At 54.4% G+C, this 25895-nt stretch carries 23 protein-coding genes and 1 pseudogene; 9 read left to right on the top strand and 15 right to left on the bottom strand.

What is annotated here, in order from left to right:
• Positions 1-12: 12 nt before the first annotated feature.
• Positions 13-339 (bottom strand): DUF1820 family protein, encoded by a 327-nt coding sequence (locus tag FAZ14_RS17450; protein WP_016942781.1) that lies wholly within the window; start codon positions 337-339, stop codon positions 13-15.
• Positions 340-637: 298 nt separating this feature from the next.
• Between FAZ14_RS17450 and FAZ14_RS17445 the strand changes: the two genes are divergently transcribed.
• Positions 638-1267, top strand: coding sequence for a lysoplasmalogenase (locus FAZ14_RS17445; RefSeq protein WP_016942780.1), 630 nt, complete (start codon positions 638-640; stop codon positions 1265-1267).
• Positions 1268-1330: 63 nt separating this feature from the next.
• On the opposite strand, the gene tusA is transcribed toward FAZ14_RS17445, so the two are convergent.
• On the bottom strand, positions 1331-1576 hold the full coding sequence (tusA, locus tag FAZ14_RS17440) for a sulfurtransferase TusA (RefSeq protein WP_016942779.1): 246 nt from the start codon (positions 1574-1576) through the stop codon (positions 1331-1333).
• A gap of 381 nt (positions 1577-1957) precedes the next feature.
• Between tusA and FAZ14_RS17435 the strand changes: the two genes are divergently transcribed.
• Positions 1958-2626: a 7-cyano-7-deazaguanine/7-aminomethyl-7-deazaguanine transporter gene (locus tag FAZ14_RS17435; protein ID WP_016942778.1), complete on the top strand. Its 669-nt coding sequence runs from the start codon at positions 1958-1960 to the stop codon at positions 2624-2626.
• Here FAZ14_RS17435 and FAZ14_RS17430 read toward each other — a convergent pair.
• Positions 2614-2772 carry a hypothetical protein gene (locus FAZ14_RS17430; protein WP_016942777.1) on the bottom strand — a complete coding sequence of 53 codons (159 nt, stop codon included), beginning with the start codon at positions 2770-2772 and terminating at the stop codon, positions 2614-2616. The two genes, FAZ14_RS17435 and FAZ14_RS17430, sit on opposite strands and share 13 nt — an antisense overlap.
• Before the next feature lie 43 nt (positions 2773-2815).
• Between FAZ14_RS17430 and FAZ14_RS17425 the strand changes: the two genes are divergently transcribed.
• On the top strand, positions 2816-3379 hold the full coding sequence (locus FAZ14_RS17425; RefSeq protein ID WP_016942776.1) for a DcrB family lipoprotein: 564 nt from the start codon (positions 2816-2818) through the stop codon (positions 3377-3379).
• Positions 3380-3437: 58 nt separating this feature from the next.
• On the opposite strand, the gene FAZ14_RS17420 is transcribed toward FAZ14_RS17425, so the two are convergent.
• A complete protein-coding gene (locus FAZ14_RS17420) occupies positions 3438-4655 on the bottom strand; it encodes an MFS transporter (RefSeq protein ID WP_038925693.1) in 1218 nt (405 codons plus the stop codon).
• Between the two features lie 215 nt (positions 4656-4870).
• Here FAZ14_RS17420 and yhjD point away from each other — a divergent pair, with 215 nt between their 5' ends.
• From yhjD to kdgK, 3 genes are all read left to right on the top strand, one after another.
• Complete coding sequence (yhjD, locus tag FAZ14_RS17415; RefSeq protein ID WP_153508942.1) at positions 4871-5845, top strand: inner membrane protein YhjD; 975 nt, start codon at positions 4871-4873, stop codon at positions 5843-5845.
• 31 nt (positions 5846-5876) lie between these two features.
• Positions 5877-6080, top strand: coding sequence for a 2-hydroxymuconate tautomerase family protein (locus FAZ14_RS17410; RefSeq protein WP_012886647.1), 204 nt, complete (start codon positions 5877-5879; stop codon positions 6078-6080).
• 183 nt (positions 6081-6263) lie between these two features.
• Positions 6264-7196 carry a 2-dehydro-3-deoxygluconokinase gene (gene kdgK / locus FAZ14_RS17405; RefSeq protein WP_016942774.1) on the top strand — a complete coding sequence of 311 codons (933 nt, stop codon included), beginning with the start codon at positions 6264-6266 and terminating at the stop codon, positions 7194-7196.
• 220 nt (positions 7197-7416) lie between these two features.
• Here the strand turns inward: kdgK and FAZ14_RS17400 are convergent, their stop codons facing one another.
• From FAZ14_RS17400 to FAZ14_RS20405, 11 genes are all read right to left on the bottom strand, one after another.
• Positions 7417-8910 carry a M16 family metallopeptidase gene (locus FAZ14_RS17400; RefSeq protein ID WP_016942773.1) on the bottom strand — a complete coding sequence of 498 codons (1494 nt, stop codon included), beginning with the start codon at positions 8908-8910 and terminating at the stop codon, positions 7417-7419.
• Positions 8911-9347: 437 nt separating this feature from the next.
• Entirely contained in the window at positions 9348-10634 is a 1287-nt protein-coding gene (locus tag FAZ14_RS17395) for a dicarboxylate/amino acid:cation symporter (RefSeq protein WP_016942772.1), read from the bottom strand.
• Between the two features lie 416 nt (positions 10635-11050).
• Positions 11051-12052 carry a glycosyl hydrolase family 8 gene (locus FAZ14_RS17390; protein ID WP_038909328.1) on the bottom strand — a complete coding sequence of 334 codons (1002 nt, stop codon included), beginning with the start codon at positions 12050-12052 and terminating at the stop codon, positions 11051-11053.
• A gap of 13 nt (positions 12053-12065) precedes the next feature.
• Positions 12066-12533: a cellulose biosynthesis protein BcsD gene (gene bcsD / locus FAZ14_RS17385; protein WP_153508941.1), complete on the bottom strand. Its 468-nt coding sequence runs from the start codon at positions 12531-12533 to the stop codon at positions 12066-12068.
• A 2-nt stretch (positions 12534-12535) separates the two neighbouring features.
• Positions 12536-16438, bottom strand: coding sequence for a cellulose biosynthesis protein BcsC (locus tag FAZ14_RS17380; RefSeq protein ID WP_153508940.1), 3903 nt, complete (start codon positions 16436-16438; stop codon positions 12536-12538).
• A gap of 11 nt (positions 16439-16449) precedes the next feature.
• Positions 16450-18987: a cellulose biosynthesis cyclic di-GMP-binding regulatory protein BcsB gene (bcsB, locus tag FAZ14_RS17375; RefSeq protein ID WP_153508939.1), complete on the bottom strand. Its 2538-nt coding sequence runs from the start codon at positions 18985-18987 to the stop codon at positions 16450-16452.
• Positions 18984-21074 (bottom strand): UDP-forming cellulose synthase catalytic subunit, encoded by a 2091-nt coding sequence (gene bcsA, locus FAZ14_RS17370; RefSeq protein WP_050567057.1) that lies wholly within the window; start codon positions 21072-21074, stop codon positions 18984-18986. Before bcsA ends, bcsB begins: the two co-directional genes overlap by 4 nt.
• 110 nt (positions 21075-21184) lie before the next feature.
• Entirely contained in the window at positions 21185-22000 is an 816-nt protein-coding gene (gene bcsQ / locus FAZ14_RS17365) for a cellulose biosynthesis protein BcsQ (protein WP_016942767.1), read from the bottom strand.
• Complete coding sequence (gene bcsO, locus FAZ14_RS17360; protein WP_153508938.1) at positions 21991-22632, bottom strand: cellulose biosynthesis protein BcsO; 642 nt, start codon at positions 22630-22632, stop codon at positions 21991-21993. The genes bcsQ and bcsO overlap by 10 nt, the downstream gene beginning before the upstream one ends.
• Positions 22633-23043: 411 nt before the next feature.
• Positions 23044-23805: an EamA family transporter gene (locus tag FAZ14_RS17355; RefSeq protein ID WP_153508937.1), complete on the bottom strand. Its 762-nt coding sequence runs from the start codon at positions 23803-23805 to the stop codon at positions 23044-23046.
• Positions 23806-23959: 154 nt separating this feature from the next.
• Positions 23960-24085 carry a hypothetical protein gene (locus FAZ14_RS20405; protein WP_016942764.1) on the bottom strand — a complete coding sequence of 42 codons (126 nt, stop codon included), beginning with the start codon at positions 24083-24085 and terminating at the stop codon, positions 23960-23962.
• Between FAZ14_RS20405 and FAZ14_RS17350 the strand changes: the two are divergent.
• The 3 genes and pseudogenes from FAZ14_RS17350 to FAZ14_RS17340 form a co-directional block, all read left to right on the top strand.
• Positions 24032-24190: pseudogene (locus tag FAZ14_RS17350) on the top strand (GntR family transcriptional regulator); the annotation flags it as partial. The gene FAZ14_RS20405 and the pseudogene FAZ14_RS17350 overlap by 54 nt on opposite strands.
• Before the next feature lie 177 nt (positions 24191-24367).
• On the top strand, positions 24368-24640 hold the full coding sequence (locus FAZ14_RS17345; protein WP_016942762.1) for a helix-turn-helix domain-containing protein: 273 nt from the start codon (positions 24368-24370) through the stop codon (positions 24638-24640).
• Positions 24633-25880 carry a type II toxin-antitoxin system HipA family toxin gene (locus FAZ14_RS17340; protein ID WP_038925687.1) on the top strand — a complete coding sequence of 416 codons (1248 nt, stop codon included), beginning with the start codon at positions 24633-24635 and terminating at the stop codon, positions 25878-25880. The genes FAZ14_RS17345 and FAZ14_RS17340 overlap by 8 nt, the downstream gene beginning before the upstream one ends.
• Positions 25881-25895: the final 15 nt, after the last annotated feature.

The following is a 25895-nucleotide window of genomic DNA, read 5'->3' as shown; positions in this document are numbered from 1 at the left end:
CCACCGGATAGCTTAGGTTTTTTTACCGGGCAAATAAGGGAAATGGGTAACGTTATCGCCCAGGTCTGAAATACGCGCACTATCGCGATCACGCCCGGTCACCGCATCAATACGGATAACCGCCTGAAGCGGGATATAGCTGCGGCCCACACCGGCAAACTCCGTTTTCAGCTTTTCCGTGGTGGGATCAACCAGTACCGCAGACTGGTTATCGAAAACGAAGTCGGCAATTTCAATAAATCCGAACAGATTGCTCTGCACCAGCTCGCGTACATACAGCTGATAGTTCTTACCATTATTCATGAACTGGATACGGTAAAGTACGGGTTCATTGCTCATTAAAAGTTCGTCTCCCCCGGCTGGTTGTCGGGTATCATCATTCCGTCACAAAAACTGGCCGCTAACATAGCATGAAGCCTGACGCCTCTCCACCGGTACACCGGTCGAGGCCGTGAAGTGCACCGCCCATTATCAGGTTCTACCTATACTTAGGTAACAACACGTTGACTTAGCATGACTCAGACAGGCAACACCTGTTGGCGTGACCACACTGCCGGGCAGGCCAATAAAAAGCGAACACGCCGACTTTCGCGACACGACAGGACGGCGCCTTATTCACCCGATTAAAGGACACCCTATGCTCTGGTCTTTTATTGCCGTACTTTTTTCTGGCTGGTTGTATGTCGATGCCAGCTATCGAGGCCCAGTCTGGCAGCGCTGGTTGTTTAAACCGCTCACCCTGCTGTTGATGATGCTGATGGTCTGGCAGACACCACAACTCGGTATCCCCGGTTATCTGGTTGTGCTGGGGCTGGCCGCCACCCTGATAGGTGACGCGCTGTTACAGCTTTCAGGTGAGAAATTACAGTTCGCGCTGGCCGCCTATCTGGCCGCGCATGTGCTCTATACCATCAGCTTTTTCGCCGTTCAGCCTTCGCTGGGCTTGTTCTGGCCGTTACCACTGGCGCTGATACTGTTCTCGGCGTTGCTCCTGGCACTGCTATGGTCACGGCTGAAAGCCGAGCGTCTGATAGTCACCGCACTGGTGTTGGTGACCGCCTTCATGGCATGGGTTGCCGGGGAGCACTATTTTTCGCTGGGCAACGCCGCCAACTTCTCGTTACTGGCAGGTACGCTGCTGCTATTCGTCGGCCACGCCATCTGGCTGGTGAATCACTTTCGCGTTAGCTTCCGCGCCTATCAGGCATTAATGGCTATCTGTTACTTTGGCGGCCATTTCCTGATAGTGCGTTCGCTTTACGTCTGATAACAATGGCCTCCCGGCCAACCGGGGGGCACACTTTAGTGACGCGTTTAGTGACGTGTTGAGTTACGCGCCTTTACGCAACAAATAACGATACGGCAGTTGCTCGGTCGTTTGCGCCAGCAACTCATGCTCCATGTAACGGCAAAAACCGGGAATATCGCGGGTGGTCGCCGGGTCATCGGCGATGATCAACAACGTTTGCCCGGCCTCCATCTTGCGCACCGTTTTGCGCACCATCATCACCGGCTCCGGGCAGCGCAGTCCCTGTGCGTCCAGCGTGTGGTCTGGATTGGCGAAAATATCGGTCATTCAGTGTCTCATTATGCTTATCGAATACAGTGCGGCGTAGTTATGCAGCATCGTTATTGCAGCGTAGTTTACGCTTCCCGCAAGGGGGTGCAAGCCGCCTGCCAAACATGAATTATAAGCACAGAAATGATGCGCTGACTAAGCATTGCAAAGCCGCAACAACGCGGTATGATGCCGACACGTTAGCGTTAAAAAGACGCATATACCCTAAATAACGCAAGTTACCGCACGGCAGAAACCGAACGTCTCACCCAAGGCTTATTCTGAGCCAGTCATCGGGGAAGCAAGGGCGATCAGCGCGGCAGTAACCTGAAGCATGGCGGGTATGACGAGGCAATAGTCTGGGTTCCCTCACCCCAATAACCAAAAAAAGGTCACATTATGTTTCAGTTCTCCGCACAAAAGCGGCTGACAGCGCTGTGCTGGCTGTCGCTCTTCCATATTCTGGTCATTATTTCCAGTAACTATCTGGTGCAGTTACCCATTACGATTTTTGGCTTTCACACCACCTGGGGTGCCTTTACCTTCCCGTTTATCTTTCTGGCTTCTGATCTGACGGTACGCATTTTCGGTGCACCACTGGCCCGCCGCATTATTCTGACCGTGATGGTACCGGCCTTGATCGCCTCGTATCTGGTCTCCTCCCTGTTTTATAAAGGTGAATGGCAGGGCTTCAGCGCGCTGAGTCAGGTGAACCCGATGGTCGCACGTATCGCCGCCGCCAGCCTGATGGCTTATGTGCTGGGCCAGATTCTCGACGTATACGTTTTCAACCGCCTGCGTCAGCTCAAAGCCTGGTGGGTAGCCCCAACGGCCTCCGCGGTATTTGGTAACCTGAGCGATACGATCGCGTTCTTTTTTATCGCCTTTTATCGCAGTACCGACCCGTTCATGGCGACCCACTGGATGGAAATCGCGACGGTGGATTATTTCTTCAAAATCGCTATCAACCTGGTCTTCTTCCTGCCGATGTACGGCGTACTGCTTAACATGTTGCTGCGCCGCCTGAGCCAGCCAGGGAGCTCGCCGTTCCAGAATCAGGCCGCCTGATACACGTTTTTATGTAAAACGGACTTTCCCGCCCAGAAAGGGGTTTCGGAATAGCCGGAAAATTGCCTGCCCCAGCCTGATTCGGGCGCAATAACAGCCAGCGTAATAACAAAACGCTTGTTTTTATGCCCCGAATCAGGTGCCATAGCGCCACTTCTGTTTTTGTTCGTGATGAAAGAAAGGATACCCATGCCAAACTTAGCGAAATATATCGGTATTGGTCTGCTGGCCGCTACACTGGCTGCCTGTGACGGCAACAGTGATAAAAAAGCCACTGCGCCAGCCGCTAACCCGGCGGCAGAAAAAACCACCATTCAGAATGTGTCCCTGCTCTCCGGTAAACTTAACTTTACCCTGCCAGACGGCGTGAGCGACCAAAGTGGTAAACTGGGCAATCAGAACAACAACATGCACGTCTATGCGGATCAAAGCGGCCAGAAAGCCATCATCGTGATTATCGGTGATGACACGCCACTGGACCTGCCGGCATTAGGTCAACGGTTGGAACAGCAGCAACGTAACCGCGACGCCAGCCTTCAGGTACTGGGCAACAAAACGACTGAGATCAACGGCCACCAGATTCAGCAGTTAGACAGTGTCATGACCAGCAATGGACAGAAAGCGTTCTCGTCCATCGTACTGGCTAAAGTAGACAATCGCTTGTTGACGCTGCAAATCACCCTGCCAGCAGATAACTTGCCTCAGGCGCAGGCTGATGCAGGCAAGATAATCAGCACGCTGAAACTGAACTGATTCGTCGCCTTCTCGATTATCCCGCCGCACCGACAACGGCTGACGGCGGGAATACGCTTCACTCCACTCGCCCTTCCTGCCCCGCACGCAACGACAATCGCGCCGTCAGCAACAACCCCACCAACGCCAGTACCGCCGCAGCCAGATAGATAGTATCGATAGGGGTGTAGGCCATCATGACGCCCGCCGCCGGTCCTGCCACCCCCAGTGAGAGATCAAGAAAGATGGTATATGTCGCCAGCGCGCTGCCCTGATTCTGCGCGGATACCGCTTTGACGGCCACCACGCCCAGCGCCGGGAATACCAGTGAAAAACCGGCACCCGCGAAAAACGCGCCCACTTCCGCCATCAGCGGGTAAGACGCCAGCCACACCAGCAGCAGACCGGCACCTTCCACCACAAAACAGACCAGCGCGACACGCAGACCACCAAAACGGCTAATCACATTGGGGAATAACAGCCGTGTACCAACAAAAGCGCAACTGAACACACTCAGGGTCAGCGCGGCACCTTGCCACTGATGGCTGGCGTAAAACAACGTGATAAACGTTGAAATCACGCCAAATCCTGCGGACGCCAGCGACAAAATCACACCGTACAACCAGACCTTACCCAGCACCTCACGAAACGGCAGTTTCTTGCCCGGCGTGACCGTGACCGCCGGACGCGGCAGCGCCAGTAAAATCGCCGTACCGGCCACCACCACAATCACCAGCGCCAGCAAACGCAACCCACCCAGATGATAAATCCAGACCCCCAGCGGCGCGCCAATCGCCATCGCGCCGTAAGTCGCCACCCCGTTCCACGAGATCACCCGGCCAATGTGTAACGACCCGACCACACCAACGCCCCACAGCGTGGCACCGGTCCCGGCAAAGCTCTGCCCTATTCCGAGAATCAAGCGGCCCACGCACAGTAAGACCAATGCCAGCATCGGTGAGCTGTCGCTCCAGGAGGCCAGCGCATAGAACACGCCACTTAGCAGTACCCCCGTCAATCCAAACACCACCACCTGCTTCGGCCCTTTTTCATCGGCATGGCGGCCAGCACGGGGACGACTGAGCAGGGTAGAAAAATATTGCAGACTGATAACCAGGCCAGCCCAGAATGCGCTAAACCCGAGGTGTTCATGCACATACCCCGGCAATACCGCCAGTGGCAAACCAATATTCAGGTAACTGGCAAAATTAAACATCACCACAGACATGATGCGTAAATTCAAACGTAAGCCACCGGCAGAGGGCTTCGGCGCTACAGGCGGTGTGGCAACAGGCATGACGAATAGGCTCGCTTTCGGGTCGCGTCGACAGGCGATCGCGGCGGACAGACAACGTTAAGATTCCGAGTATAAACAAGACATTTTCGTCTTTCAGCATCAATCCAGGCGATATACCTTCTTTACTCGTTAACGTTTACATGAGCACCACTTTGACATAACAGCCGTACGCCTGCGTTATACTCAGCAGGCGTATTACGTCCAGGAGAAACCGCATGCCTGTGAAGCCCGCCCCACACACGTCATCGACCGAACAGGGGATGCCCCATCAACAACCCGGTCGTCTGACCCGCTGGCTCCATCACATCCGGTCGGTACCGGCTATCGCGCATCTTATCCGTGCAGGAGAACGCTTTAACGACCGAATGGGTAACCAGTTTGGTGCCGCTATCACCTACTTTTCATTCCTGTCGTTGATTCCTATTTTGATGGTGTCGTTCGCCACGGTTGGGTTTGTGTTGGCCTCCAACCCTGATCTGCTGACGGGGCTTATCAACCGAATCGTCAACAGCATCAGCGACCCGAACCTGGCCCGCACCCTGAAGAACACCGTGAATACCGCCGTACGCCAGCGTACGACTGTCGGATTGACTGGTTTGCTGATAGCGCTTTATTCAGGCGTTAACTGGATAGGCAACCTGCGCGAAGCGATTCGCGCCCAGTCACGTGATGTGTGGGAGCGCCAACCCCATGAAGAAGAGAAACTGTATCTGCGCTATCTGTGGGACTTCCTGTCACTGATTGGCCTGCTGCTGGCGCTGGGGGTCACGCTCTTTCTCACCTCAGTCGCAGGTAGCGCGCAGGCTACCATTGTGCGGGCGTTGGGTCTGGGCGGCATTGAATGGCTGCGACCGGCCATGACGTTAATTGCGTTATCCATCTCTATTTTCGCCAACTATCTGTTGTTTTTGTGGATACTGTGGGTGTTGCCGCGCCATAATCCCCGACGCACACCGCTGCTGCGCGGCACATTAATGGCAGCCATCGGCTTTGAAGTGTTGAAATTCGTCATGACGGTGGCGTTACCCAAACTGGCGACCTCGCCTTCCGGTGCCGCGTTTGGTTCCGTTATCGGCCTGATGACATTTTTCTACTTCTTTGCACGCCTGACGCTGTTCTGCGCCGCCTGGATAGCCACGGCAACCCCGAAAAACGATGCCAGCCGACAGACACCGTTACCCGACGCCTGACGTGTACCACGCTGATAACCAGGAGTACCCCATGCCATTCGTTAATATTCGCATCACCAAAGACGGCGCCAGCGCCGAACAAAAGAAACAGCTGATTGCCGGTGTAACGCAGTTGCTGGTCGATACGCTGGGGAAAAACCCGGCCACCACTGTCGTCATTATTGATGAAGTGGAAACCGACAATTGGGGTATTGGCGGACAGAGCGTTACCGAGCGCCGCCAGCAGCAGTCATAACAGGAAACACAATGTATTAACCGTTCACTCTGCGGCGAGGATCGGGATTACAAGCGGTTTTCCCGATCCATATCATGAAAAAATAAAACATCGTTTCATCGCTATTGACTCTACGCTGTGTAATGTTGAGACTGGCGCTAGTTTCCATTGGGTTCACCTTCTCTTTTTTACAGGTCAGCTGTCATGACGATGAAGAACATTGCGATTATTGGCGAGTGCATGATTGAACTGTCACAAAAAGGCGCGGATCTTAGCCGTGGCTTTGGTGGCGATACCCTCAACACCGCCGTTTATATCTCCCGTCAGGTAAAACCAGACGCGCTCGGTGTGCACTACGTCACCGCACTGGGTACCGATTCCTTCAGTAGTGAAATGATGGCGTCCTGGCAGCAGGAAGGTGTCAAAACCGATCTGATCCAACGTCTGGACAACAAATTACCGGGGCTGTATTTCATCGAAACCGACGCTACCGGTGAGCGTACGTTTTACTACTGGCGTAACGACGCCGCCGCCCGTTACTGGCTGGAAAGCCCGGATGCCGAAGTCATCAGCCAGCAACTGGCGAAATTCGATTACATCTACCTGAGCGGTATCAGCCTGGCTATCCTCAATCAACACAGTCGCGAACGTCTGCTGGCCGTGTTGCGTGCGTGCCGCGCCAACGGCGGCAAAGTGATTTTCGACAACAACTACCGCCCACGCCTGTGGCAAAGCAAGGAAGAAACCCGCCAGTCGTACGGCGCGATGCTGGCCTGCACCGATATCGCCTTCCTGACGCTGGATGACGAAGATATGCTGTGGGGTGAGATGCCGATAGATGAGGTGCTCAACCGCACTCACGGCGCTGGCGTGACCGAAGTGGTTGTCAAACGCGGCGCAGATTCCTGTCTGGTGTCTATTCAGGGCGAATCACTGCTGGAAATTCCAGCCATTAAACTGCCGAAAGAGAATGTCGTCGATACCACCGCCGCAGGTGACTCATTTAGTGCCGGTTACCTGTCAGTTCGTCTCAATGGTGGCAGTGCAGAAGAGGCCGCCAAACGCGGCCATCTGACCGCCAGTACCGTTATTCAATATCGTGGGGCGATTATCCCGCTGGAAGCCATGCCTGCCTGAGCAGCACCATAGCTGACGCAACAAAAAACGCCGGTTCAGTACCATGCTGAAGCGGCGTTTTTATTGCTATCGAGTTATTGCTATAAAACCGCGGCGATAAAACCACGATTATCGCTACCGAACGACAGTTGCCCACTTACTGCCGGTTATCAAACCGACAGCGAGTGGAACGCTAACGCTACCTACCCAAACCAATACTGCGCGTTAGCGATCGGGGGGGTTAGCGCACCGCCGAGTTTTCATCCTGCGGTGCTCTGGCTGCATCCGACGTGGCAGACGTGGCGTTATTGTCCGGCTTCATGATGCTCATATAGGTTTCCCGCAACGCCTTCATGTTGGCTTCGGGCTCACCTTGTGGTTGCAGCATCATCAACGTCGCTTCCTGAGACAGTTGTTGATGCAGTTCCTGATTCAGCATATCCAGGGTAACGGACGCCAGATAGTTCTGACGCAGTTTCTGATATTGCTCCGGTGCAATATCCACCACCCCGTTTTTCTGCGAACGCAGGCGCTGACTCATCAGAATATCCGTGCTGGCACGGGCGTAAGTCGCGAACAGTTTACCCAGCTCTTCTGTCTTGCGTGCCATCAGCGTTTCGAACTCAGCCTGAGACAACCCTTTATCCCGTAGCGCCAGCAGTTCTTTGCTCAGGAATGTCACGCTGGTCTGTGCCGATTCAGCAGTAACATTGTCCAGATGGATAGCACACTGGGCGCGGCCATACACCACATTGCAGTCAAAACGGATATTGGTGTCTTTCAACGGACTTCTGGTCAATGCCTGCTGCATATGCCAGAACAGCGCCTCGCGTGCCAAATCGCTATGCCAGTAACGAGCCAGCGCCTTTGAATCACGGATGGGTTGCCAGGGCATATCCCACACCAGCGACAGAATATCCTGCCGCACAGTGCTATCCATCAGGCTTATCGGGGTCGGCGGCATCGCAGACAGCGTCGGCAACGGCGATGGCGTCACCCGTTTCCCCTGTAACGGTGAAAATGCCTTGTCTATTTGTTCTGCGATAGCACGACTGTCAACATTCCCCACCACGTACAACGTCATGGCATCCGGCGTGTACCAGGTTTTGTAGTATTTGCTCAGTTGGTCGGCCGTTACCGCTGCTTTCAGCGGCTGCCCTGGCGCGTATGACAGCAATGACGATCCCTTCAAACGATAGCGCCAGCTCGGATCCTGCGGATTGGCAGGCGCAGTGGCTACCGGGTCAATCATCTTCATTGCCGATGCAATGCGTTTATCATTAATCGGCAACTGGCCTGCGGTATCCGCCAGCCAGCTCAGTGCGTCTTTCAGCAGGTCAGGCCGGTTATTCGGCAGACTCAGGTTGTACGACGTAAAGTCATACGATGTCGTTGCTGGAGGCAACGGCCGGGTTTCGCTTTCAGACTGCTGCCACAAGGACGGCAACTGGCCTGCAGAAAAGGTATCGCGCGGCAACAATGCCAGGCGAGGAATAAAATGGGCAAACCCCGTCTGTTGCGCATTCTCCGTCAATGAACCGGTATTAATCATCAGCCGTAGTTCAATCCGGTCGCTGGGACGCTGGGGTGTTGCAAGAAGCTGCCAGCTAAAGCCGTTATCCAGCTTGCCTTGTTGCCAGGCGGGATCGGGTTGTAGTGCTTCAGCCTGCACGTTGCTGACTGTCATCGCCAGCAACACTCCACCAACAAAAAGGCCAAATTTGGTGCCCTGCATGTGAACCCCTACTTTAATCACTAACCAATACAGTATGTTTTTGTGAATTCGGGCGACATCGTCCTGTCACCTCACGTGTCATACCCACATCATTCGAGTTGCAGGACAATGCGCTCGTTTGAACAACGCAAAACGCGGGCCCTTCAAGGGGAAAGCGCATATGAGCCTTGTAACGCGGCAACCGGGTGAGTGAGGGCAGCCAACGCAACTGCAACTTGAAGTACGACGGGTATAGTCGCCCCACAAAAAACGAGAGGCGAAGTGTACCATCAGGTTAGACAGCGTGCTTTCGTCTATGTCACTCAACAATGTGAAAATAAGAGTAAAAAATTTAGTGGCGTCTAAATTTAACACAGAGTGGATGAAAATTACCCACAGTCCGTGAAACGAACTGTGGGTAACCGGCAGGAAAAAATCCGAACTACGCTATCTGACTATCAGGATGGGTGGGATTGCGCCGCCGTGCCGTCCTGACGACCGGACAACACATCGCTCATCTGTTTGGAATCAAGCTGTTTACACCACTTGGCAACCACTACCGTCGCCACACCGTTGCCCACCAGGTTGGTCAGCGCACGGGCTTCGGACATAAAGCGGTCAATCCCCAGAATCAGCGCCAGACCGGCAATCGGCAGATGTCCTACGGCAGAAATGGTCGCCGCCAGCACAATAAAGCCGCTACCCGTCACGCCTGCCGCCCCTTTAGATGACAGCAGTAACACCACCAACAGGGTAATCTGATGCCAGATATCCATGTGGCTGTTGGTGGCCTGGGCGATAAATACCGCCGCCATGGTCAGGTAAATCGAGGTGCCGTCCAGGTTGAAGGAGTAGCCGGTCGGGATAACCAGACCCACCACTGATTTCTTACAACCCAGTTTTTCCATCTTCTCCAGCATACGCGGTAGCGCGGACTCCGAAGACGACGTTCCCAGTACGATCAGCAGCTCTTCACGAATGTAACGAATGAATTTGAAGATGCTGAAACCGGCGGCTCTGGCAATACTACCCAGCACCAGTACCACGAACAGGATACAGGTAATGTAGAAGCAGATAATCAACTGCCCCAGTTGCACCAGCGTACCCACGCCATATTTACCGATGGTAAAGGCCATCGCACCGAATGCCCCCAGCGGTGCCAGACGCATAATCATATTGATGATGCCGAAAATAACCCGGGAGAAACTGTCGATCACGTCGAAAATCAGCACACCTTTGTCACCCAAGTGGTGCAGAGCAAAACCGAACATGACCGCAAACAGCAACACCTGCAGGATGTTACCGCTGGCAAACGCGCCAATGACGCTGGAAGGAATAATATCCATCAGGAACGGCACCACGCCTTGCTTACCCGCTTCCGTAGCATAGTTCGCTACCGCTGCGGCGTTCAGCGACGATGGATCGACGTTCATGCCCGCACCAGGCTGCAATACGTTCACCACCACCAGACCGATAATCAACGCTAATGTACTGACAATCTCAAAATAGAGCAGCGCAGCCGCACCGGTGCGCCCGACCGCTTTCATACTCTCCATCCCGGCTATCCCGGTGACGACGGTACAAAAGATCACTGGCGCGATCACCATTTTGATTAATTTCACGAATCCATCGCCCAGAGGCTGCATTTGCTGCCCCAGCGCCGGGTAGAAATGACCCAGCAATATCCCTATAGTAATAGCTGTAAGCACCTGAAAGTAGAGACTTTTGAATATTGATTTTTTCATAGTGTGACGTCCTTTGATGGGAAAAGACACAGGGGACAAAGAACGATAAAATTGCCGCCTGTGCTTGCGTCGGAAAATAACATCCCGATAACAGAGAAAATACTTTTATAACTTTAGTTTGTGAACGCCCGGTTAAAAACAAGAGCTGAATCGCTTCAACAACCTCTTTCCCAAAAACATTGCATTAATCTACTGGCAACATCACGCATAACTAACACGCTTTCAGGCACGTGAAAAACCGCGCCACAGCACTATTCTGTGCTGATTCATAAGATTTTTTTGTGAATGAGATCACGGGTAACAATCAGGTTAACAAAGCGTGAAGCACAAACTGACAAAGGGGGATGAGAGAAGAGGAGTATGGCGAGGAGAGTATATGGCGAGGAGAAGTACCCCGCCATGTGTAGACTCACTCGTTATTGGTGACGTGCCGCCATCATCGCCAACAGGCGTAAGCTGGACGAGTAGTAATCTTCCGCAGCACCAGGCTTATCACTCAATGCGTCAAGGTTACCCATCGTCAGGTCACGAACCGCCAGTAAGCCGCCCTGCATCGAGTACGGCGCGGTATTATTGCTCAGCACATCAATCCAGGCGGGTGTCGCCAGGCGGGAATAATTACGCCAGTACAACTGGAACGGCACCAGTGCTGTGGTTTTGGCATCATACCAGTACAGGTATAACGGCACGCGGATAGCGTCATAACTGAAACGCGACGGCCAGGCCGTGGCGGGTGCCATCGTGCCATCCGCGTTCAACGCCACCCAGTCCGTCGGTAAGCCAACCTGACCGAAGCGCATTTCACCAATCAGCGATAAACCATCGTCAATCAGTTGCCGCCACACCTGTAGGTGGCTGCGACGGGCAAAATCTTGCCAGGCTGGGAACAGGAAATAGGAGGGATTCAGGACCACATAACTGTTTTTATTGAAGCCATAGGCACCGGGCAACATCACGGTATGACCAGCAAACTGGATAATCTCATGACTGATGACCGCTTTCTGAATAGCGTCCGAGGCTTGCAAATAGCTATTGTCCTGCCACTTGTTCCCGGCCTTCAGCAACGCCCACGCAATCAGTACATCACCATCCGACGCGTTGTTTTTATCAACGACCGGATTGGCTGCCGACGGGTCATAGCGCCAGTAAAACAAGCCGCTGGACGTATCCCTGAGGTGGCTTTGCGTCCAGTTCCACAAGCTATCGAATGCGGCACGGTCGCCATAGTGCACCGCCATCAACATGGCAAACCCCTGGCCTTCGGTATGACTGACATTCTTGTTGCCCGTATCCTGAATGCGTCCATCTGGGGTCATGAAGTGGCTTTTGTAGGTTTCCCACCCGGTTGCTGCCGTTGCCGACACGCTAAACCACATCATCGCTATCAATACCCAACCACGCCACATTGGCTTTATCATGTTATCCCCCGGCTCAATGCTGATAACGAAACAGCAAAATCGAGCCATTGTCGGTTTCCTCACAGGACAGCGGGACATATTCCGCTCCGCCCTGCTCACATAGCCAATGGCCGTAGAGTCCTTGCAATACTGCCGCCATTGACATCCTCCATCGCGTGCTACCCGCAGCCCCCACCAGAACAGGCAATGACAGATGATAAATCTCCAGCCGGTTTTCATACGGCCGCAGGTCCACACATCCCCAGTGAAACAGGGACAATACCTGATTCATCTCCCGTTCAAGGTCGGCAACGGTAACCGCCGCAGGCAATGCATAACGCCCCGCCAATTGCCTGCCCATGTGGCGTAAAAACGCCAGCCCTTCCTGCTCACCGGCGCTATCCATCATCCCATTGACGATCACACCGAACAAATCCGCCCAGCCAGGCGGCAATTGCTGCTGGCGATAATAGTTCAATGCATGCTGTTGCAGGTCACTCATGCTTATTTACCTCCGAGCCCGTAGCGGAAATAGAGCTGTGCCGTGGTTTCGTTATAGTTGCCAAAGGTGTCATAGCCCATCTGCCCACCGACGGTCACGTCCCTGGTGACGCGATAATCCGCACCAACATGCACGTTGTAGCCGATACCGCTCTTGCTATCGCCCGCATAGTGGGATTCTTTGGCCAGCCCCAGGAGTTCGGCACCGTCCAAGGCTCTTTGCCAGTCTGGATTATTCGGGAAGTAATCACTCCGATCACGCGAGTAAGACTGATACCCCACCGACACGCCCGCCCTGACGCTCAGGTCGTCATATTTCTGGCTCCATTCCACTGGGAACGACACGGAGACATAGTCCTGTGGGCTGAAATAGCCCCCCTGACCGAAACTGTAGTACCCCAGGTTGTTGGCAAAGTTCATCCAGCTCAAACTAATACCGGTTTTCAACTCACGATCGCGGTCATGGAAGGGCCGAATATAAGCGCCAGCATTGGCCATCACGCCGGTATTGCTCTTCACATTGTCACCAAGGTAACTGTAAGCGCCGCCGCCGCCATAGAACCCGACATCACCGTTATCGTAACTCAGCAGCACATTGCCGCCGTTTTTGGTGACCTGTCCCCAGCGTTTGCCGGTCAGCGAATCCTTGGCACCCACATATGACAACAGACTATCCGTCACTGCACGACGTTCACCCGTCACCACCAGCGTCAGGAAGTCTGTCAGTTTAGGCGACCACTGTACCCCGCCGACCAGAGTATTCAGTTCCTGGCCCAACGGCGTACTACCCAGGTCAACTTTATAATTCTTACCGATCAGCGCCAGATTCAGCTCTGCGCCAGAGGCATTTTGCTTACCCTGTGAATCCACCGTGACCTGATCGATATTCGGTTTCTTCGTAGAGTTTTGGAGAATATTTAGCACCTGAGCAGATGAGAGAGAGGCAAGGTTGAAATTCCCCCCCAACTCATTGATCAATGTTTGATTAGCTGCATTGAGTGCTTGAGCCAAAGCACCTGTCCCGAACCGTCGGTTCGCATCACCGCTTGACGAACCCGCACTTAGTGTCATCGGCGTAACGTTAAAATTGATGTGAGAGTCACCAAACGAGCCACTCGACCAGGTCAACGGTGCTTTGGCTTCGGTTAACCGACTTAAACCCGACTCACCGTCGCGGGATCGAATCTGCACTCCGGTCTGCACCCAGCCACCGCTATCCCGCTCCAGATCGTCCATCATGGTGTTGATCTGGGTGAGTGTTGCCGTTGGCTGTTGCGCCGCCGTGCCTGCAACCACCGCGGTATCACCGCCAGTAGTATCAGGACGTTGCTGCCATGGCATCACGCCGCCATACGCAGAAGGGTTACTGGCCTTGCGGGTGGCAGCCAGTGTCGAGCGATCGATGAACGGATTATCCGCCATCGCCAGGCCACCAATGGCGGGCGTTTTGCCCGGCGTGGCCCCGTCCAGCCCCACCGCTTTAGCACGGGCCGTTTTCAGGTAAGCCAGCGCCTGATCGCGGTTGCCTTCAGCATCCGCCACCCGGGCCAGCAATAACAGCCGCTCCGGCGTCTGCTCACCCTGCAACCCGGTGGACAGTGCGTGCGCCTTTTGCGCGTCATGCCGTTCCAGCGCCACATTGATGGCACCGACACGGGCTTCCTGTGTCGGCGTATCGTGCGCCAACAGATAGTCGTAAACGTCTGCCGCTTCTTTGTACATTTTGCCGGACTGATATAACCGGGCCATTGCGAACATCAGGTCGGTATTTTTCGGATCGCGTTGCAACGCACGGGCCAGCTTGTCATACGCCTGCGCATACTGCTGGTTCTCCCGCAGACGGTCGGCTTCTCGCACCACAAAACCGGTGCGCAGTTCATCCAACTGCGCAGGCGTGCTGCGCGCCACCAGCTCAGGACGGCTCAACCACGACTGCGCTTCATCACCCAGCCCAGCCTGATTCAGTACCCCAACCTGATCCGCATAATCGCCCGCATTACCCTGAACACCGCGCTGCATATTGCTGCGTACCACCGCCACAGCAGCGGTAGTGTCGCCCGAGGCAGCGAGCGCCCGGGCCAGTTTACCGGCATCAGCCGGGTTATCCGGCGGTGTCACCGACAACGCCCGCAAGGTGTTGGCAGCCGCGGCGTTCTCACCCCGCGACAGATACACCTGAGCGGTCGCCATCTGCAAATTGAAATTGACGCGTCGCGCCAGACTGCGGCTCTCTTCATTCTGATCGCGCGGCGGAATACGTGACAGCAACGTGCTGGCCTGTTGCCAGGCGTTATTTTCGCTGGCGAACAACGCCGCCGCGTAGAGGTCATCCCCACTGGCACCGGCACGGAACAAAGGCTGCATTACCGAGGTGGCGGCAGCGGTATTACCCTGTTGCTGGTAAATCCGCGCCAGATCGAGCCTCAACCAGCCGTCGTTCGGGAAACGCTGCACCCCTTGTTGCAACAGACCAATCGCCCGGGTTGTGTCACCCACCGCCAGTGCCTGTTTGGCTTCATTACGAATCGGCGAACTGGTCGCGACCGGACGCGGTGCCATGCTGCGACGCACATTCTCCGGTAACGCTGCAAACAGGGTGTTAGCTTCAGCGGTACGGTTCTGCTCGCGCAGCACGTAATACAACCCTTCTTTAGCATTACGGTTGTCCGCATCGGTTTGCAGGATGTCACGGTACAGACGCTCCGCCTGCGGAAAATTGTTGGTGCGGCGCAGCACATCAGCCCGGAACAGCTTCGCCGCCATCCCTTTATCACCGCTCGCCTGCACCAACGGCTCGCTCAGGCTCAACGCCTGCGCGGTATTGCCGCTTTTCATTGCCTGCTGGGCATTCGCCAGTTGAGCGTAGAAACGGGCATCCTCAGCCTGCTGCTGACGCTGCGTGCTGTTCTCGCCGCCCTGCCGGGCCGCTCTCTCCAGATAGGACGCGGCAGCGGCAAAATCACCACGCCGCTGGGCCGCATATCCCATCCCCGCCAGCGCGTCTGCATCTTCCGGGTTAGCCTGCAACACCTGACCGAACGCCGTTTGCGCACTGGAGAGATCGCCGCTGTTTAGCGCAGTAAAGCCTTTGTCTTTCTCGTTGCCACCCACATTTTTGCGGTAATAATCTATCACCGCCGTATCCTGTGGATGTCGCTGCTGATAAAGCTGATAGAGCGGCGCGTCCTCGGCTTTCGGACCCAGCCACAACAGTGCCTGACGCATCGCCTGATCTGCATCGGTACTGCCCGATGCCAGTCCGCTCAATATTTGCAACCCTTCACGCCGGGTCGGCTCCTGATAGGTCAGTGCCTTGCCGAGCGCGACCGCAGCGCTGGTATCCTGCGGGTGCGACGCAGTAAACTCGCGCAAATGGTCAATCGCCTGTGGCAGTAATGTCCGGTCACCCGCCATGGTCAGATAGTATTCAGCCGCGATGCCAGCAGGCGGCTGGTTACCGCTAAACAGATTGCGCCAGGTTTGCAACGACGCACTGATATTACCGCTGCGGGCCTGTTGGCGCGCCAGCGCCAGTTGCGACTGCGGGATGGCCGCCGCCTGGCGGGCATTATCCAGCGACTGCAATAGCGGGTCCTGCGGCGATACCTTGCTCAAACGTTCGCGCCATTTGGCGGCTTCAGCACCGTCGCCGCTGTTCTGAGCGTACAGCGCCATCAAATACAGCGCCTTGGTATTGTTGGCATCCACCATCAGGATTTTCTGCAACGCACTACGGGCAAGATCGTCATGAGAACGTTGATGCCAGTAATCAGCCTGATCAAACAGCGCCTGTAACGCCGGATTGGTCTGTGCCGCCAGTGCGCAAGTCGACAGCATGCCGCTGACCACCACCCCGGTAAGAGACAGTGACTGACGGATGCGGGCTGTTAAGGTCGTTATTTTCATACGTAGCTCGCTTATTTTTTATCCGTTCCCGCATCACGTCGGGTCGACAGCCTTTTTTCCGCCAGACGCCGGAGAACCGATGTCAGGCTCAGCCCTACCGCTGCTGCCAACAGCAACGCCATCACAGCCAGATACACCGAGTGCTGATTGGCGTACCAGACAATCATCATGTACCAGGGCATTTCACCGCTGGGGAACTGCGGCCCTACCCGAAAACTGCGCACGCCGTTTTCATCGGTAATGATGGCGGTATCGCCCCGTACCGCAGCGTTAATGTTGGGTGAGTTCAGGTCGCCATATAAGCGCAATAGCTGTTCATCGCTGCTACCGGTCGCCACCACCACCACATGACTGGAACTCCACGGCGAGCGATAACTCAGGAAACCACGCCAGGCCTGATTAGACGAAAAATAACGGTCAGCATCGATCGGCGTGCGGTTCCAGTCACCGGTCATCAACGTGCGCAAATGGGCCCACATGCTCGGAGTCTTAACGCCAAAGGTGTGAGGGTTCACGGTGTACGGTGAATCGGACAGCAAGGTTTGGTTGAACGCGGTCTGCTGCAATGTGGTCACGGTCAGCACGTCACTGCTTTCCAGCTTCTGACGATCAGCGGCATTGGTCGGCAGGCCAAACATCACACGGTTATGATTGAGGCTTACCCCGGTGGCATCACCGGCACGACCCGCCAGGTCCAGCAGCAAACCAATTTCAGCATTGCTCGGGTTTTCCGGCAGTAGCATCACGGTCTGGGCATAATCTGCCTGACGGCTAAACGGGAATGCCACCCCCACAAAGTAGGAGAGGTTCGGCAACATAGTGAAATGGCGCGTGCGACTCAGATCGATAGACGAACTGTCAGCAATCTGACTCTTGATATTGTTGTTGAGCAACACACTGCACGGCGCGTCATCTTTTGCCCGAATATTGAAATAGAGCTGGAACTGGTTGTATCCGTAAATCAAATACGGATCCACTTTAAGCGTATAGTTCTCCTGACGGGAGTCTCCCCCCATCTCACGCCATAGCTCTTGCAGCACACCAATCTTATTCACCGTCAGATTGCGCAAGAAGGTACCGTTGAGCATCACGTTCAGGTACGAGCGTTTCTCGTCAATCCAGGATTCTGACGGGAAACGGTAATTGACGGTGACTGGAACGGTATCGCCATCCCACAAGAACAAGTCCGGCGCGGCACGAAAATTAATACGCAGAGCCTCATGCCACAACCCATTGACCGTCATACTTTGATCGTTGCGCAACAATTCACTCAACCGTACCGGTCGGTCGGTATTAATCCAGCGCGGCGCGTCGTAGGCACGACGAAACGGTATCTTCTGCGGTGTGACCAACAGGCTTGAGGCATCACCGGTGAATGGCTGGCTCACCAGACGGTAGGCCGCCTGTCGTAATTGCTCGTCATCCTTACCAACCACCAGCAGCAGCTTGTAAACCGGGTTCACTGGGTTATCAATCAGTTGCAAGGTAGGGTCTGCCACCTCCGGCAACGTCAGCGTGCCGATTTTATCCCCTGGGCGGCCAAACACGATGCCACTTTTCTCGGGCAGCGCATCACGTATTACCGGGAACGTCACGCCGTAGCCGTCCATCCGCATCCCCAACCAGGAGGCCACCAGCGAGGCGGCACTCACCTCTGAAGGGTTCACCGTGGTCGGGAACACCATCGTCACTGTGGCTGGCGTCATCTGCAACGGGTCGATAAACGGGCGTGGGAAATTCTCCAGCCGGGTACCGATATCCAATTGCTGACCTTCCAGATGCAGCATCGTCGTCGGCAAAATGGTCAGGTTGTAACGGGTCGCGCTATCGCGCTCACACAGCAGGCGATCGGCATCGTTGATGCGAAAACTCAGGTTGTTGCTGGACACCACCATCGCGGCAGGAATATCCAACTGAAACAGCGTGCTGTCGCCCGTCGCCGCACTCAATGGCACGGTGCCCAGCGGCTGGCCGTTTAACATCAGTTGCATCGACGTATTCAGCGCCGCCAGTTCCGGCGATACCCGCAACGCCAAATCCAACCGTGCGTTAGTCACCACCTGATCGCCCGGCAGGGTAAAAATCACCCCGGCCTGCACCTGTCCCCCGGCCAGGGTAATGCCCTGCGCTTGCCCCATCTGCGCGACGGAGACATCACTGGACAATGGCTGATAACCTGCCGCCGGATCGCCCACTGGGGTCGGCAACAGCATAGGAGGCGTAGTCAGCGGTGACGTCGTTTCTGGCACGACGGGGGACGGCGTCACCGGTGTAACCGATGTTGTCGATGATAATGGTGATGACGCTGGCGATACCGTTGGTGAGGTTACCGGCGGCATATCGGGTAACGGTGCCGGTGTTGGCGCAACCGTCGTCACAGGCGTCGGTTCGGCTGTCGTCGGCTGCGGACTATTGCCACCGGGGCTCAGCATCGAGGGCAATGGCTCATCAGCGGCATCACCAGCGGCCAGCACACCATGACCACACAGCGCCAGCACACTACCGACACACCAAGGCAACAGCGCTTTGATAAAACGTGGCGTTATCATGCTGCAACGTCCTCCTTCTTCAGGTCCGCTTTTCTGCTACGGCCTCTCACACTCATCCAGAAGAACGCGCAAACGGTACACACTACCGCCCACAGAGAACGCAAAGGACGATCTTTCTGCCAGGGCTGGCTCATCCAGGCATCCGCACGAGACAGCACCACACGCACCAGCGCCCGACGCTGGGCCAGTGGAATATCGTCAAATTGCAGGCGAATAATGTCGTCATCTGCCGCCACCGACTGCGCTGGCAGGCAGATTTCGCTGGATTGCAGCAACAGCTCCACCGCTTCAATTTCATCGGTTTTATGGCGCTGATCCGGCGCTTTAAGCTGTACCCCGCCCATCGACAGATTGATGGTCGTGGTACGCGAAGCAATACCGCTGGCGTAATGGATGATAGCAGGCACATCCACATCGATACGGATGGTCTTGCGCACCTGCTTGGTTTCCCGGGCTACGGCTATCGCCGCCAGCAGGGTCAGCAAGCTAAACAGCGCCCACCCGACGTTCAGCAACATCACATAAGGGTCAACGTTGAAATAGTCATGCGCCACGATACGGGTAATACCGGCACACACACCTGCCACCAGCAACACCGCCGCAACGATATGCGGACGCACAATGCGGAAATCAAAAAAACCTTCGTCCAACAAACCGCCTTTATCAGTTACGTTGAACTTGCCGTGCGTCGGTGAAAACAGGGTAACGATAGTCGGGATAACCAGATGGAACGCCATCACCGTTTCATAAATTTCACCCCAGAAGCTATAGCGAAAACGCCCGTTCATACGCGAGTTGACGTACATCGATACCACCAGATGTGGCAGCGCATAGGCGAAAATCATGGCCGCTGAGGCATGAATAATATTGAGATTAAACAGCAAATAAGCCAGCGGCGCGGTCAGGAACACCACGCGCGGCAAACCAAACTGGAAATGCAGCATGGCGTTGAGGTAACACAACCGTTGCGGCAAGGTCAGTCCGCGCCCGAATAACGGGTTATCGACCCGGAAAATCTGCGTCATCCCGCGCGCCCAGCGGGTACGCTGAATCACATGCAGTACCAGTCGTTCCGTCGCCAGTCCCGCTGCCAGCGGAATTGACAAAAACGCGGACTTCCAGCCTTTACGCTGCATCTTGATGGCGGTATGTGCGTCTTCCGTTACGGTTTCCACCGCAAAACCACCGATCTCCATCAACGCCGAGCGACGAATCACCGCACAGGAGCCGCAGAAAAAAGCCGCGTTCCAGAGGTCGTTGCCTTGCTGCACCGGCCCATAAAACAGTGCACCTTCGTTTGGCATATCCCGCGCTGCACGCAGGTTACGTTCGAACGGGTCCGGCGAATAAAAGTAGTGTGGCGTCTGCAACAGAGCCAGTTTCGGGTCTGACAGGAAGGGGCCCACCGTCGCCTGCAAGAAGATACGCTTGGCGACATGGTCACAGTCAAATACGCAAATCAGCTCACCCTGGGTCAGCTTGAGCGCATGGTTAAGGTTACCGGCCTTGGCGTGCGAGTTGTTATCGCGGGTGATATAACCAACGCCAGCCTGCGAGGCGAACACAGCGAACTCACTGCGTTTACCGTCATCCAGCAGATAAATTTTCATTTTCTCGCGCGGATAATCGATGCACTGCGCTGCCAGTACCGTATCACGCACCACATCCAGGCTTTCGTTATAGGTAGGAATATACACATCCACCGTCGGCCACAATTGCGTGTCCTCCGGCATCGGCTCAATGACGCGCTCCAGCGGCCAGGCCGTCTGGAGAAAGCCTAATAACAACACAATCCAGACATAGAACTCGGCAATAAACAGCCCAATACCGAGAATGGCTTCGATTTCAGAATTGAAATGCAGGGTTGCTGTTGCTCGCCAATATATATAGCGCGTCGAAGAGAGTACCGACAAAATAATCAGTATCAGCGTCACCTGCCGACTTTTATTGAAGCCCAGCAACAACATCAATGCCAGACTAATCAAACCAAAAATATATTGTTTTTCACTATCCATTGGGGTGATAACAATCACCGCCGCAACCGGTAACAATAGCAACAGCACGGCTAAAAACAGGATCTTTTTCATCGATTATCCTGATATTTAATTGATGGAAAATATTTGCGCGCACACACCTTGTGCCGGGAAAACCAGCCGGAGAATATCAATTTCTTCACAAATATAGCCGGAACCGGCGACTAGTGGTTCATTACAGTCTGATAGGCTGGCAGATCGGCGTGAACTTCTCCATTCCCGATTCGAATATCCAGCAGCGCAGCAACGCGCTTTCCAATCAGTTCGATATCAAATGCAGCGGCAGACACCGGGCTGAAATCAAAAATAGAGCGTTGTGAAGCATTGGCTTCCGCCACGCTTTCATCGCGGTGCACACTGCCTATCAGTTTGTCCGCCATGCGTTGCTGAACAAACGAGGTGACCTGACTGCTGACTGCACGACGGTTATCCGTCTGATTGAGCAGCAGGTAAGAACCTTTGCGGTGGTTGAGAGGCTGCCCGGTCAGCTTGTTGCCTTCAACATGTGGCATCAGCGACAAAGAGGCCGTATCCGCCATCATCACCACCAAATGCAGGTCGGCCAGCTCCGTCATCGCCTTCAGGGCCGGGCTTGGTCCCGGCGGAAAATCCGCCACGATTACCAGCCCCGGATAATTCATCACCGAACTGAGGCCACGTTTAAGAAACAGTGGGTCGCTCGCCAGACGGTGCTCAAATGCCAGTCGCTGCTCTTCAGTGACGTTGCCGTAAGGCAGCACAAAAATGTTATCGCCCGAGGTCATAATAGACTGGCTCCAGTCCGCCGTTTCATCGGATTTAGCGACATAACCACGTTCGTCGCCAAGCGGCACGCCAAAATGCAGACGCAAAGCATTCTGCACATCGAAGTCGATCGCCAGCACTTTGCTACCCCCACGGGCCAGCGCATATGCCAGATTAGCCGCCATGGTAGTTTTACCGACGCCACCTTTCGGAGAACAGACACAAACTAACGGCATAACGCAATTTTCTCCAACAAGGGTTTTAATAACATCGTCTTGGAACCCGAATGGGTTTCATCATGACGTTGAACATTGAATAGCTGGCGGAATCGCCCGGTATCGGTCGCCATTGACGCGTCGTTTGTTACCGGAACCGACAGCATAGGTGCCGGTGACAACGGACGAGGCCGTACCGCTTCGGGTTGCAATACCGCGTTGCTCCCGGTGACCACCGGTTGCGGTGGTTGTTGTGGTTGAGGTTGAGGCTGTGGCGGTATTGGTGGCAGTGGTTGTACGTGTGGTGCAGGTGCTACTCCGGCAGGCGGCAATGACGCAGCAACAGCACTCAGCAGCGAACGTGAATCATCCACTGGCGTATCAGGAACCAGAGGAGAAGGAAGTGCCACGCGACGAGGCGATGTCGGCGCGGTCGCAGACAACGCATGCAGGTTCGCGGGCACAGGTTGTGCCACACCCACCGCTTGCGCACCAGACAGCGAATCGTCATCCGCCTGATTGCGCAACAGTTGTTTCATGATCGGCCAGACGACAGTGTCAGATTGCAATACCTGTCCGGACATGTCCCTGAAATTAATATCTTTTATCTGGGCTTTATCCTTAAAGCGTTGCATATCATCGTAACTATTCATCTAACTGACATTTCCCTGGAAAAGGATGACGGCTAAATAGCGCGAAACAACCGCGCAAAAAACGCTCTTTTAAGATTAGTCTTATACCGAGATTTGTGATGAAGGTAAATTACCCAAGAAAAATAAATAAATATTCTATAAGTAAACTTTTCCTTCTCTAACGTGTTTAAAGCAACATAATCTATCGGCTGAATGTTCACTGTCTTGATAGTTAAACTCACGGTAATTACAGCGGAAACCACTTGCTCAAGGCGGTGCAATAAATGTACTGCGAGAAGATAGTCTAGTCTCCACCCGAAATCCACGATTAAATATTAACCAAATCGTTAAAATAAATTAAATAATCACCCCATCAATGCGTGTCTTGCGCAACCGTGCGGTGTGAACGCCGTGATACAGCAGGACACCTTGTTACAACTGTCGCACCCATCGCAACAGCCATAGCCGTGTGCCAAATACGTTGACCAATAATCCCAGCATAACCAACGCTGCCCCTGACAGTTGCCTGCCGGACAGACTTTCCCCCAGTAAGAGCGATGCACTCAGTATGCCAACGACCGGCACCAACAACGACAACGGCGCAACCCGCCAGGTCTCATAGCGCGACAACAAATTGCCCCAGATGGCATACCCAATCAGCGTAGAAATAAACGACAGATACATCAGCGCCAGCATCGTCGGCAAGCGCATCGCAGTCAGGCTTACGACAATGGTATCCGCGCCTTCAAATAACCAGGAACACAGCAGAAACGGCCCCACCGGAATCAACGCGCTCCAGACCACCAGCGACATAGCGTTGACCTGATAACGGCGCATAATTTGCTTGTTACAGAGATTGCCACAGGCCCAGGAGGCCGCAGCGGCCAGCATCAGGGTAAAAAACGCCTGCGACTGGAGAACTAATGACGCCATGCCAACCGGCATCCCCATTTTTATGGCGCAAAACAGAAATGCGAACTGCCCGAAACTGATGGTCATACCATAAGCCGCCAGCCAGCGTAGCGGCAACGCCGGGCGTGGCACCACTAAAATAGCTGGCAGCACCACCAGCAAAAAGCGCAACCCAGCCAGCAAAAATGGCGGCATATCATGCAAGCCCATCTTCATCACCACAAAATTCACACCCCATACCACCACCACGCACAATGCCAGCAACCGATCTTTTATTGTCATTTTTATCTGCCTTTAAACGTCACACCTGTGAGTAAACTACTGGCAAACAGGTTCAGCCGACAGACACAGTTATCTGCAATGACAGGTAATACAGAGCACCGCCTGACGAACAGATAGAGGCGCCACACGACGGAATTTGCCTGTCACCCACGCTTCAACGTAACCTGTCGGCATCACTGTCGACGCCAGGGACTTCCCGATGCCAGACCTGCCCCGTTACCGTCAAATCGCCGACCATTTCATTCAGGCTATCCAGAGCGGCACGTTGCCCATCCACCATCGGCTCCCCTCAGTACGGTCACTGGCACAGCAACATGGCGTCAGCGTCACGACCGCGATGAAAGTCCTGCGAACGCTGGAAGATGAACATTTCGCCCTCGTGCGCAAACTGCGCAGCGAACTCACAGATCAGGTCGGGCGACTGCGTCAGGCGGTGCAGCATTGTCGCCATAGGGATCACGAAGGTATAACCAAATAAAAAGTGCTACTATAGTGGCAACAAAGATCATTTTTCCTCATTAATTGCTACCATTATAGCAATAAAGCCATCTGGAGCCTCAGAATGCTATCGCTATACACGGCTTACGACATTCAACAGAAACTCAAACAACATCTGAAAGCAATGCGCAAACATCGCAAGCTCTCTGTTGATGCACTAGCCCGGCAGTCCGGTGTCCCCAACAGCACCATCCGCAAATTTGAAGCGACAGGTAATATCTCTCTCAGACAATTTCTGATGTTGTACGAAGTCCTGGGTAACCTGAACGACCTCAACGCACTCACCAGCCAGGTACATGCCCCCACCAGCATCGAAGAGGTGCTTAAAAATGCTTAGTGTACCTCTGGAAGTCATGCGCCGCCTGAGCAATGGCCGGGAAGAGCATGTTGGACAACTGGCGGAAAACCGACAGGGTGTCTATTTCCAGTACAGCGCAGACTATCTCACCAGCCACAACGCCTCTCTCAGCCCTTTCAATCTGGAGTTTACTGGTCAGCTTCAGGCTGCGCCGCGCCAACCCCACTATGGTTTACACGGCATATTTGCTGACAGTCTGCCTGATGGCTGGGGCTTGTATCTTATGGACCGCTTTTTCCGCCAGCAGGGTTATAACCCCGCACAAATGACGGCACTGGAAAGGCTTGCTTTCATCGGCCACCGTGGTCCAGGTGCGCTACGCTATGAACCAGCGATGCCCCGTTCTGATGGCGTTGGTGAAGAGGTTATTGAGTTGATCCAATTGGGCCACGCCGCTATCGATGAATTCGAAGGCACGGAATCCAGTCTGATTGAACACTTGATGAATGCAGGGGGATCGGGTGGTGCCAGACCGAAGCTCAGCGTGACAAAAAAGCCTGACGGTACCTTTACCACTCGTCAGGATACTGTGGGCGATAAGCTGCTGGTCAAGCTCACTTCAGAGAAATTTGCTCTCCAGCATGCTGAAAGTCAGATCGAATATCTCTATATGAAAATAGCCAGGCAGGCCGGTATTGATGTCGCTGACTTTGAGTTGCTACCTGTCGGTGGAGGACGTTACTGGTTACAGCAGTCCCGATTTGATTGTATAGGTGAAGCCGGTCGCTTACACATGGCATCTGCCAGTGGCTTACTGGATGCAAACTTTCACGCCCCTTCTCTGGATTATGTCGATCTGGTTAAAGCAACACGGCTACTGTGCGGCGTGAAAGAAGCCAGAAAATTACTGCGTCGGGCCCTGTTCAATTACCTGTTGGTCAACCAGGACGATCACGCTAAGAATTTTTCATTTCTGGCAGACGATCAGGATCACTGGCGACTGTCCCCATTTTACGATGTGGTCTACAGCCCTTCACCACAGAGAGAGCATATGACGGCGTTTAATGGTCATGGCTCACGCATTACCTTAAGCGCAATGGAGCAACTGGCGGGGCAGGCTGGTTTATCAAAGGCTAAAGAGGTTCTCAACATAGCGGATGAGCTCTATGACATCGCCAGAAACTTTCATCGGGAAGCCAGCCATTTCAGCCTCCCGGCACCACTGATTACCAGCATTCAGCAGGAGATCGATAGCAAGTGGCGGCAATTAAGGGAGTAAAGCGAGCCTGCTCGC

It is taken from the genome of Dickeya oryzae (assembly GCF_009372235.1).
GTDB classification, from domain to species: domain Bacteria; phylum Pseudomonadota; class Gammaproteobacteria; order Enterobacterales; family Enterobacteriaceae; genus Dickeya; species Dickeya oryzae.
The sequence above is the reverse complement of the archived record's forward strand: the minus strand, read 5'-3'. Positions and strand labels throughout refer to the sequence as shown.

Bases quoted from the DNA above. Each gene is read 5' to 3' on its own strand.
- FAZ14_RS17450 (WP_016942781.1), bottom strand. From the start codon at position 339: ATGAGCAATGAACCCGTACTTTACCGTATCCAGTTCATGAATAATGGT.
- bcsD (WP_153508941.1), bottom strand. From the start codon at position 12,533: ATGAGTGACCTGCAACAGCATGCATTGAACTATTATCGCCAGCAGCAA.
- bcsB (WP_153508939.1), bottom strand. From the start codon at position 18,987: ATGATAACGCCACGTTTTATCAAAGCGCTGTTGCCTTGGTGTGTCGGT.
- tusA (WP_016942779.1), bottom strand. From the start codon at position 1,576: ATGACCGATATTTTCGCCAATCCAGACCACACGCTGGACGCACAGGGA.
- yhjD (WP_153508942.1), top strand. From the start codon at position 4,871: ATGCCTGTGAAGCCCGCCCCACACACGTCATCGACCGAACAGGGGATG.
- FAZ14_RS17435 (WP_016942778.1), top strand. From the start codon at position 1,958: ATGTTTCAGTTCTCCGCACAAAAGCGGCTGACAGCGCTGTGCTGGCTG.
- FAZ14_RS17395 (WP_016942772.1), bottom strand. From the start codon at position 10,634: ATGAAAAAATCAATATTCAAAAGTCTCTACTTTCAGGTGCTTACAGCT.
- bcsA (WP_050567057.1), bottom strand. From the start codon at position 21,074: ATGAAAAAGATCCTGTTTTTAGCCGTGCTGTTGCTATTGTTACCGGTT.
- FAZ14_RS17390 (WP_038909328.1), bottom strand. From the start codon at position 12,052: ATGATAAAGCCAATGTGGCGTGGTTGGGTATTGATAGCGATGATGTGG.
- FAZ14_RS17430 (WP_016942777.1), bottom strand. From the start codon at position 2,772: ATGGCACCTGATTCGGGGCATAAAAACAAGCGTTTTGTTATTACGCTG.
- FAZ14_RS17345 (WP_016942762.1), top strand. From the start codon at position 24,368: ATGCTATCGCTATACACGGCTTACGACATTCAACAGAAACTCAAACAA.
- FAZ14_RS17355 (WP_153508937.1), bottom strand. From the start codon at position 23,805: ATGACAATAAAAGATCGGTTGCTGGCATTGTGCGTGGTGGTGGTATGG.
- FAZ14_RS17380 (WP_153508940.1), bottom strand. From the start codon at position 16,438: ATGAAAATAACGACCTTAACAGCCCGCATCCGTCAGTCACTGTCTCTT.
- FAZ14_RS17340 (WP_038925687.1), top strand. From the start codon at position 24,633: ATGCTTAGTGTACCTCTGGAAGTCATGCGCCGCCTGAGCAATGGCCGG.
- FAZ14_RS17400 (WP_016942773.1), bottom strand. From the start codon at position 8,910: ATGCAGGGCACCAAATTTGGCCTTTTTGTTGGTGGAGTGTTGCTGGCG.
- FAZ14_RS17425 (WP_016942776.1), top strand. From the start codon at position 2,816: ATGCCAAACTTAGCGAAATATATCGGTATTGGTCTGCTGGCCGCTACA.
- FAZ14_RS17410 (WP_012886647.1), top strand. From the start codon at position 5,877: ATGCCATTCGTTAATATTCGCATCACCAAAGACGGCGCCAGCGCCGAA.
- FAZ14_RS20405 (WP_016942764.1), bottom strand. From the start codon at position 24,085: ATGGTGGATGGGCAACGTGCCGCTCTGGATAGCCTGAATGAAATGGTC.
- bcsQ (WP_016942767.1), bottom strand. From the start codon at position 22,000: ATGCCGTTAGTTTGTGTCTGTTCTCCGAAAGGTGGCGTCGGTAAAACT.
- kdgK (WP_016942774.1), top strand. From the start codon at position 6,264: ATGACGATGAAGAACATTGCGATTATTGGCGAGTGCATGATTGAACTG.
- FAZ14_RS17420 (WP_038925693.1), bottom strand. From the start codon at position 4,655: ATGCCTGTTGCCACACCGCCTGTAGCGCCGAAGCCCTCTGCCGGTGGC.
- bcsO (WP_153508938.1), bottom strand. From the start codon at position 22,632: ATGAATAGTTACGATGATATGCAACGCTTTAAGGATAAAGCCCAGATA.
- FAZ14_RS17445 (WP_016942780.1), top strand. From the start codon at position 638: ATGCTCTGGTCTTTTATTGCCGTACTTTTTTCTGGCTGGTTGTATGTC.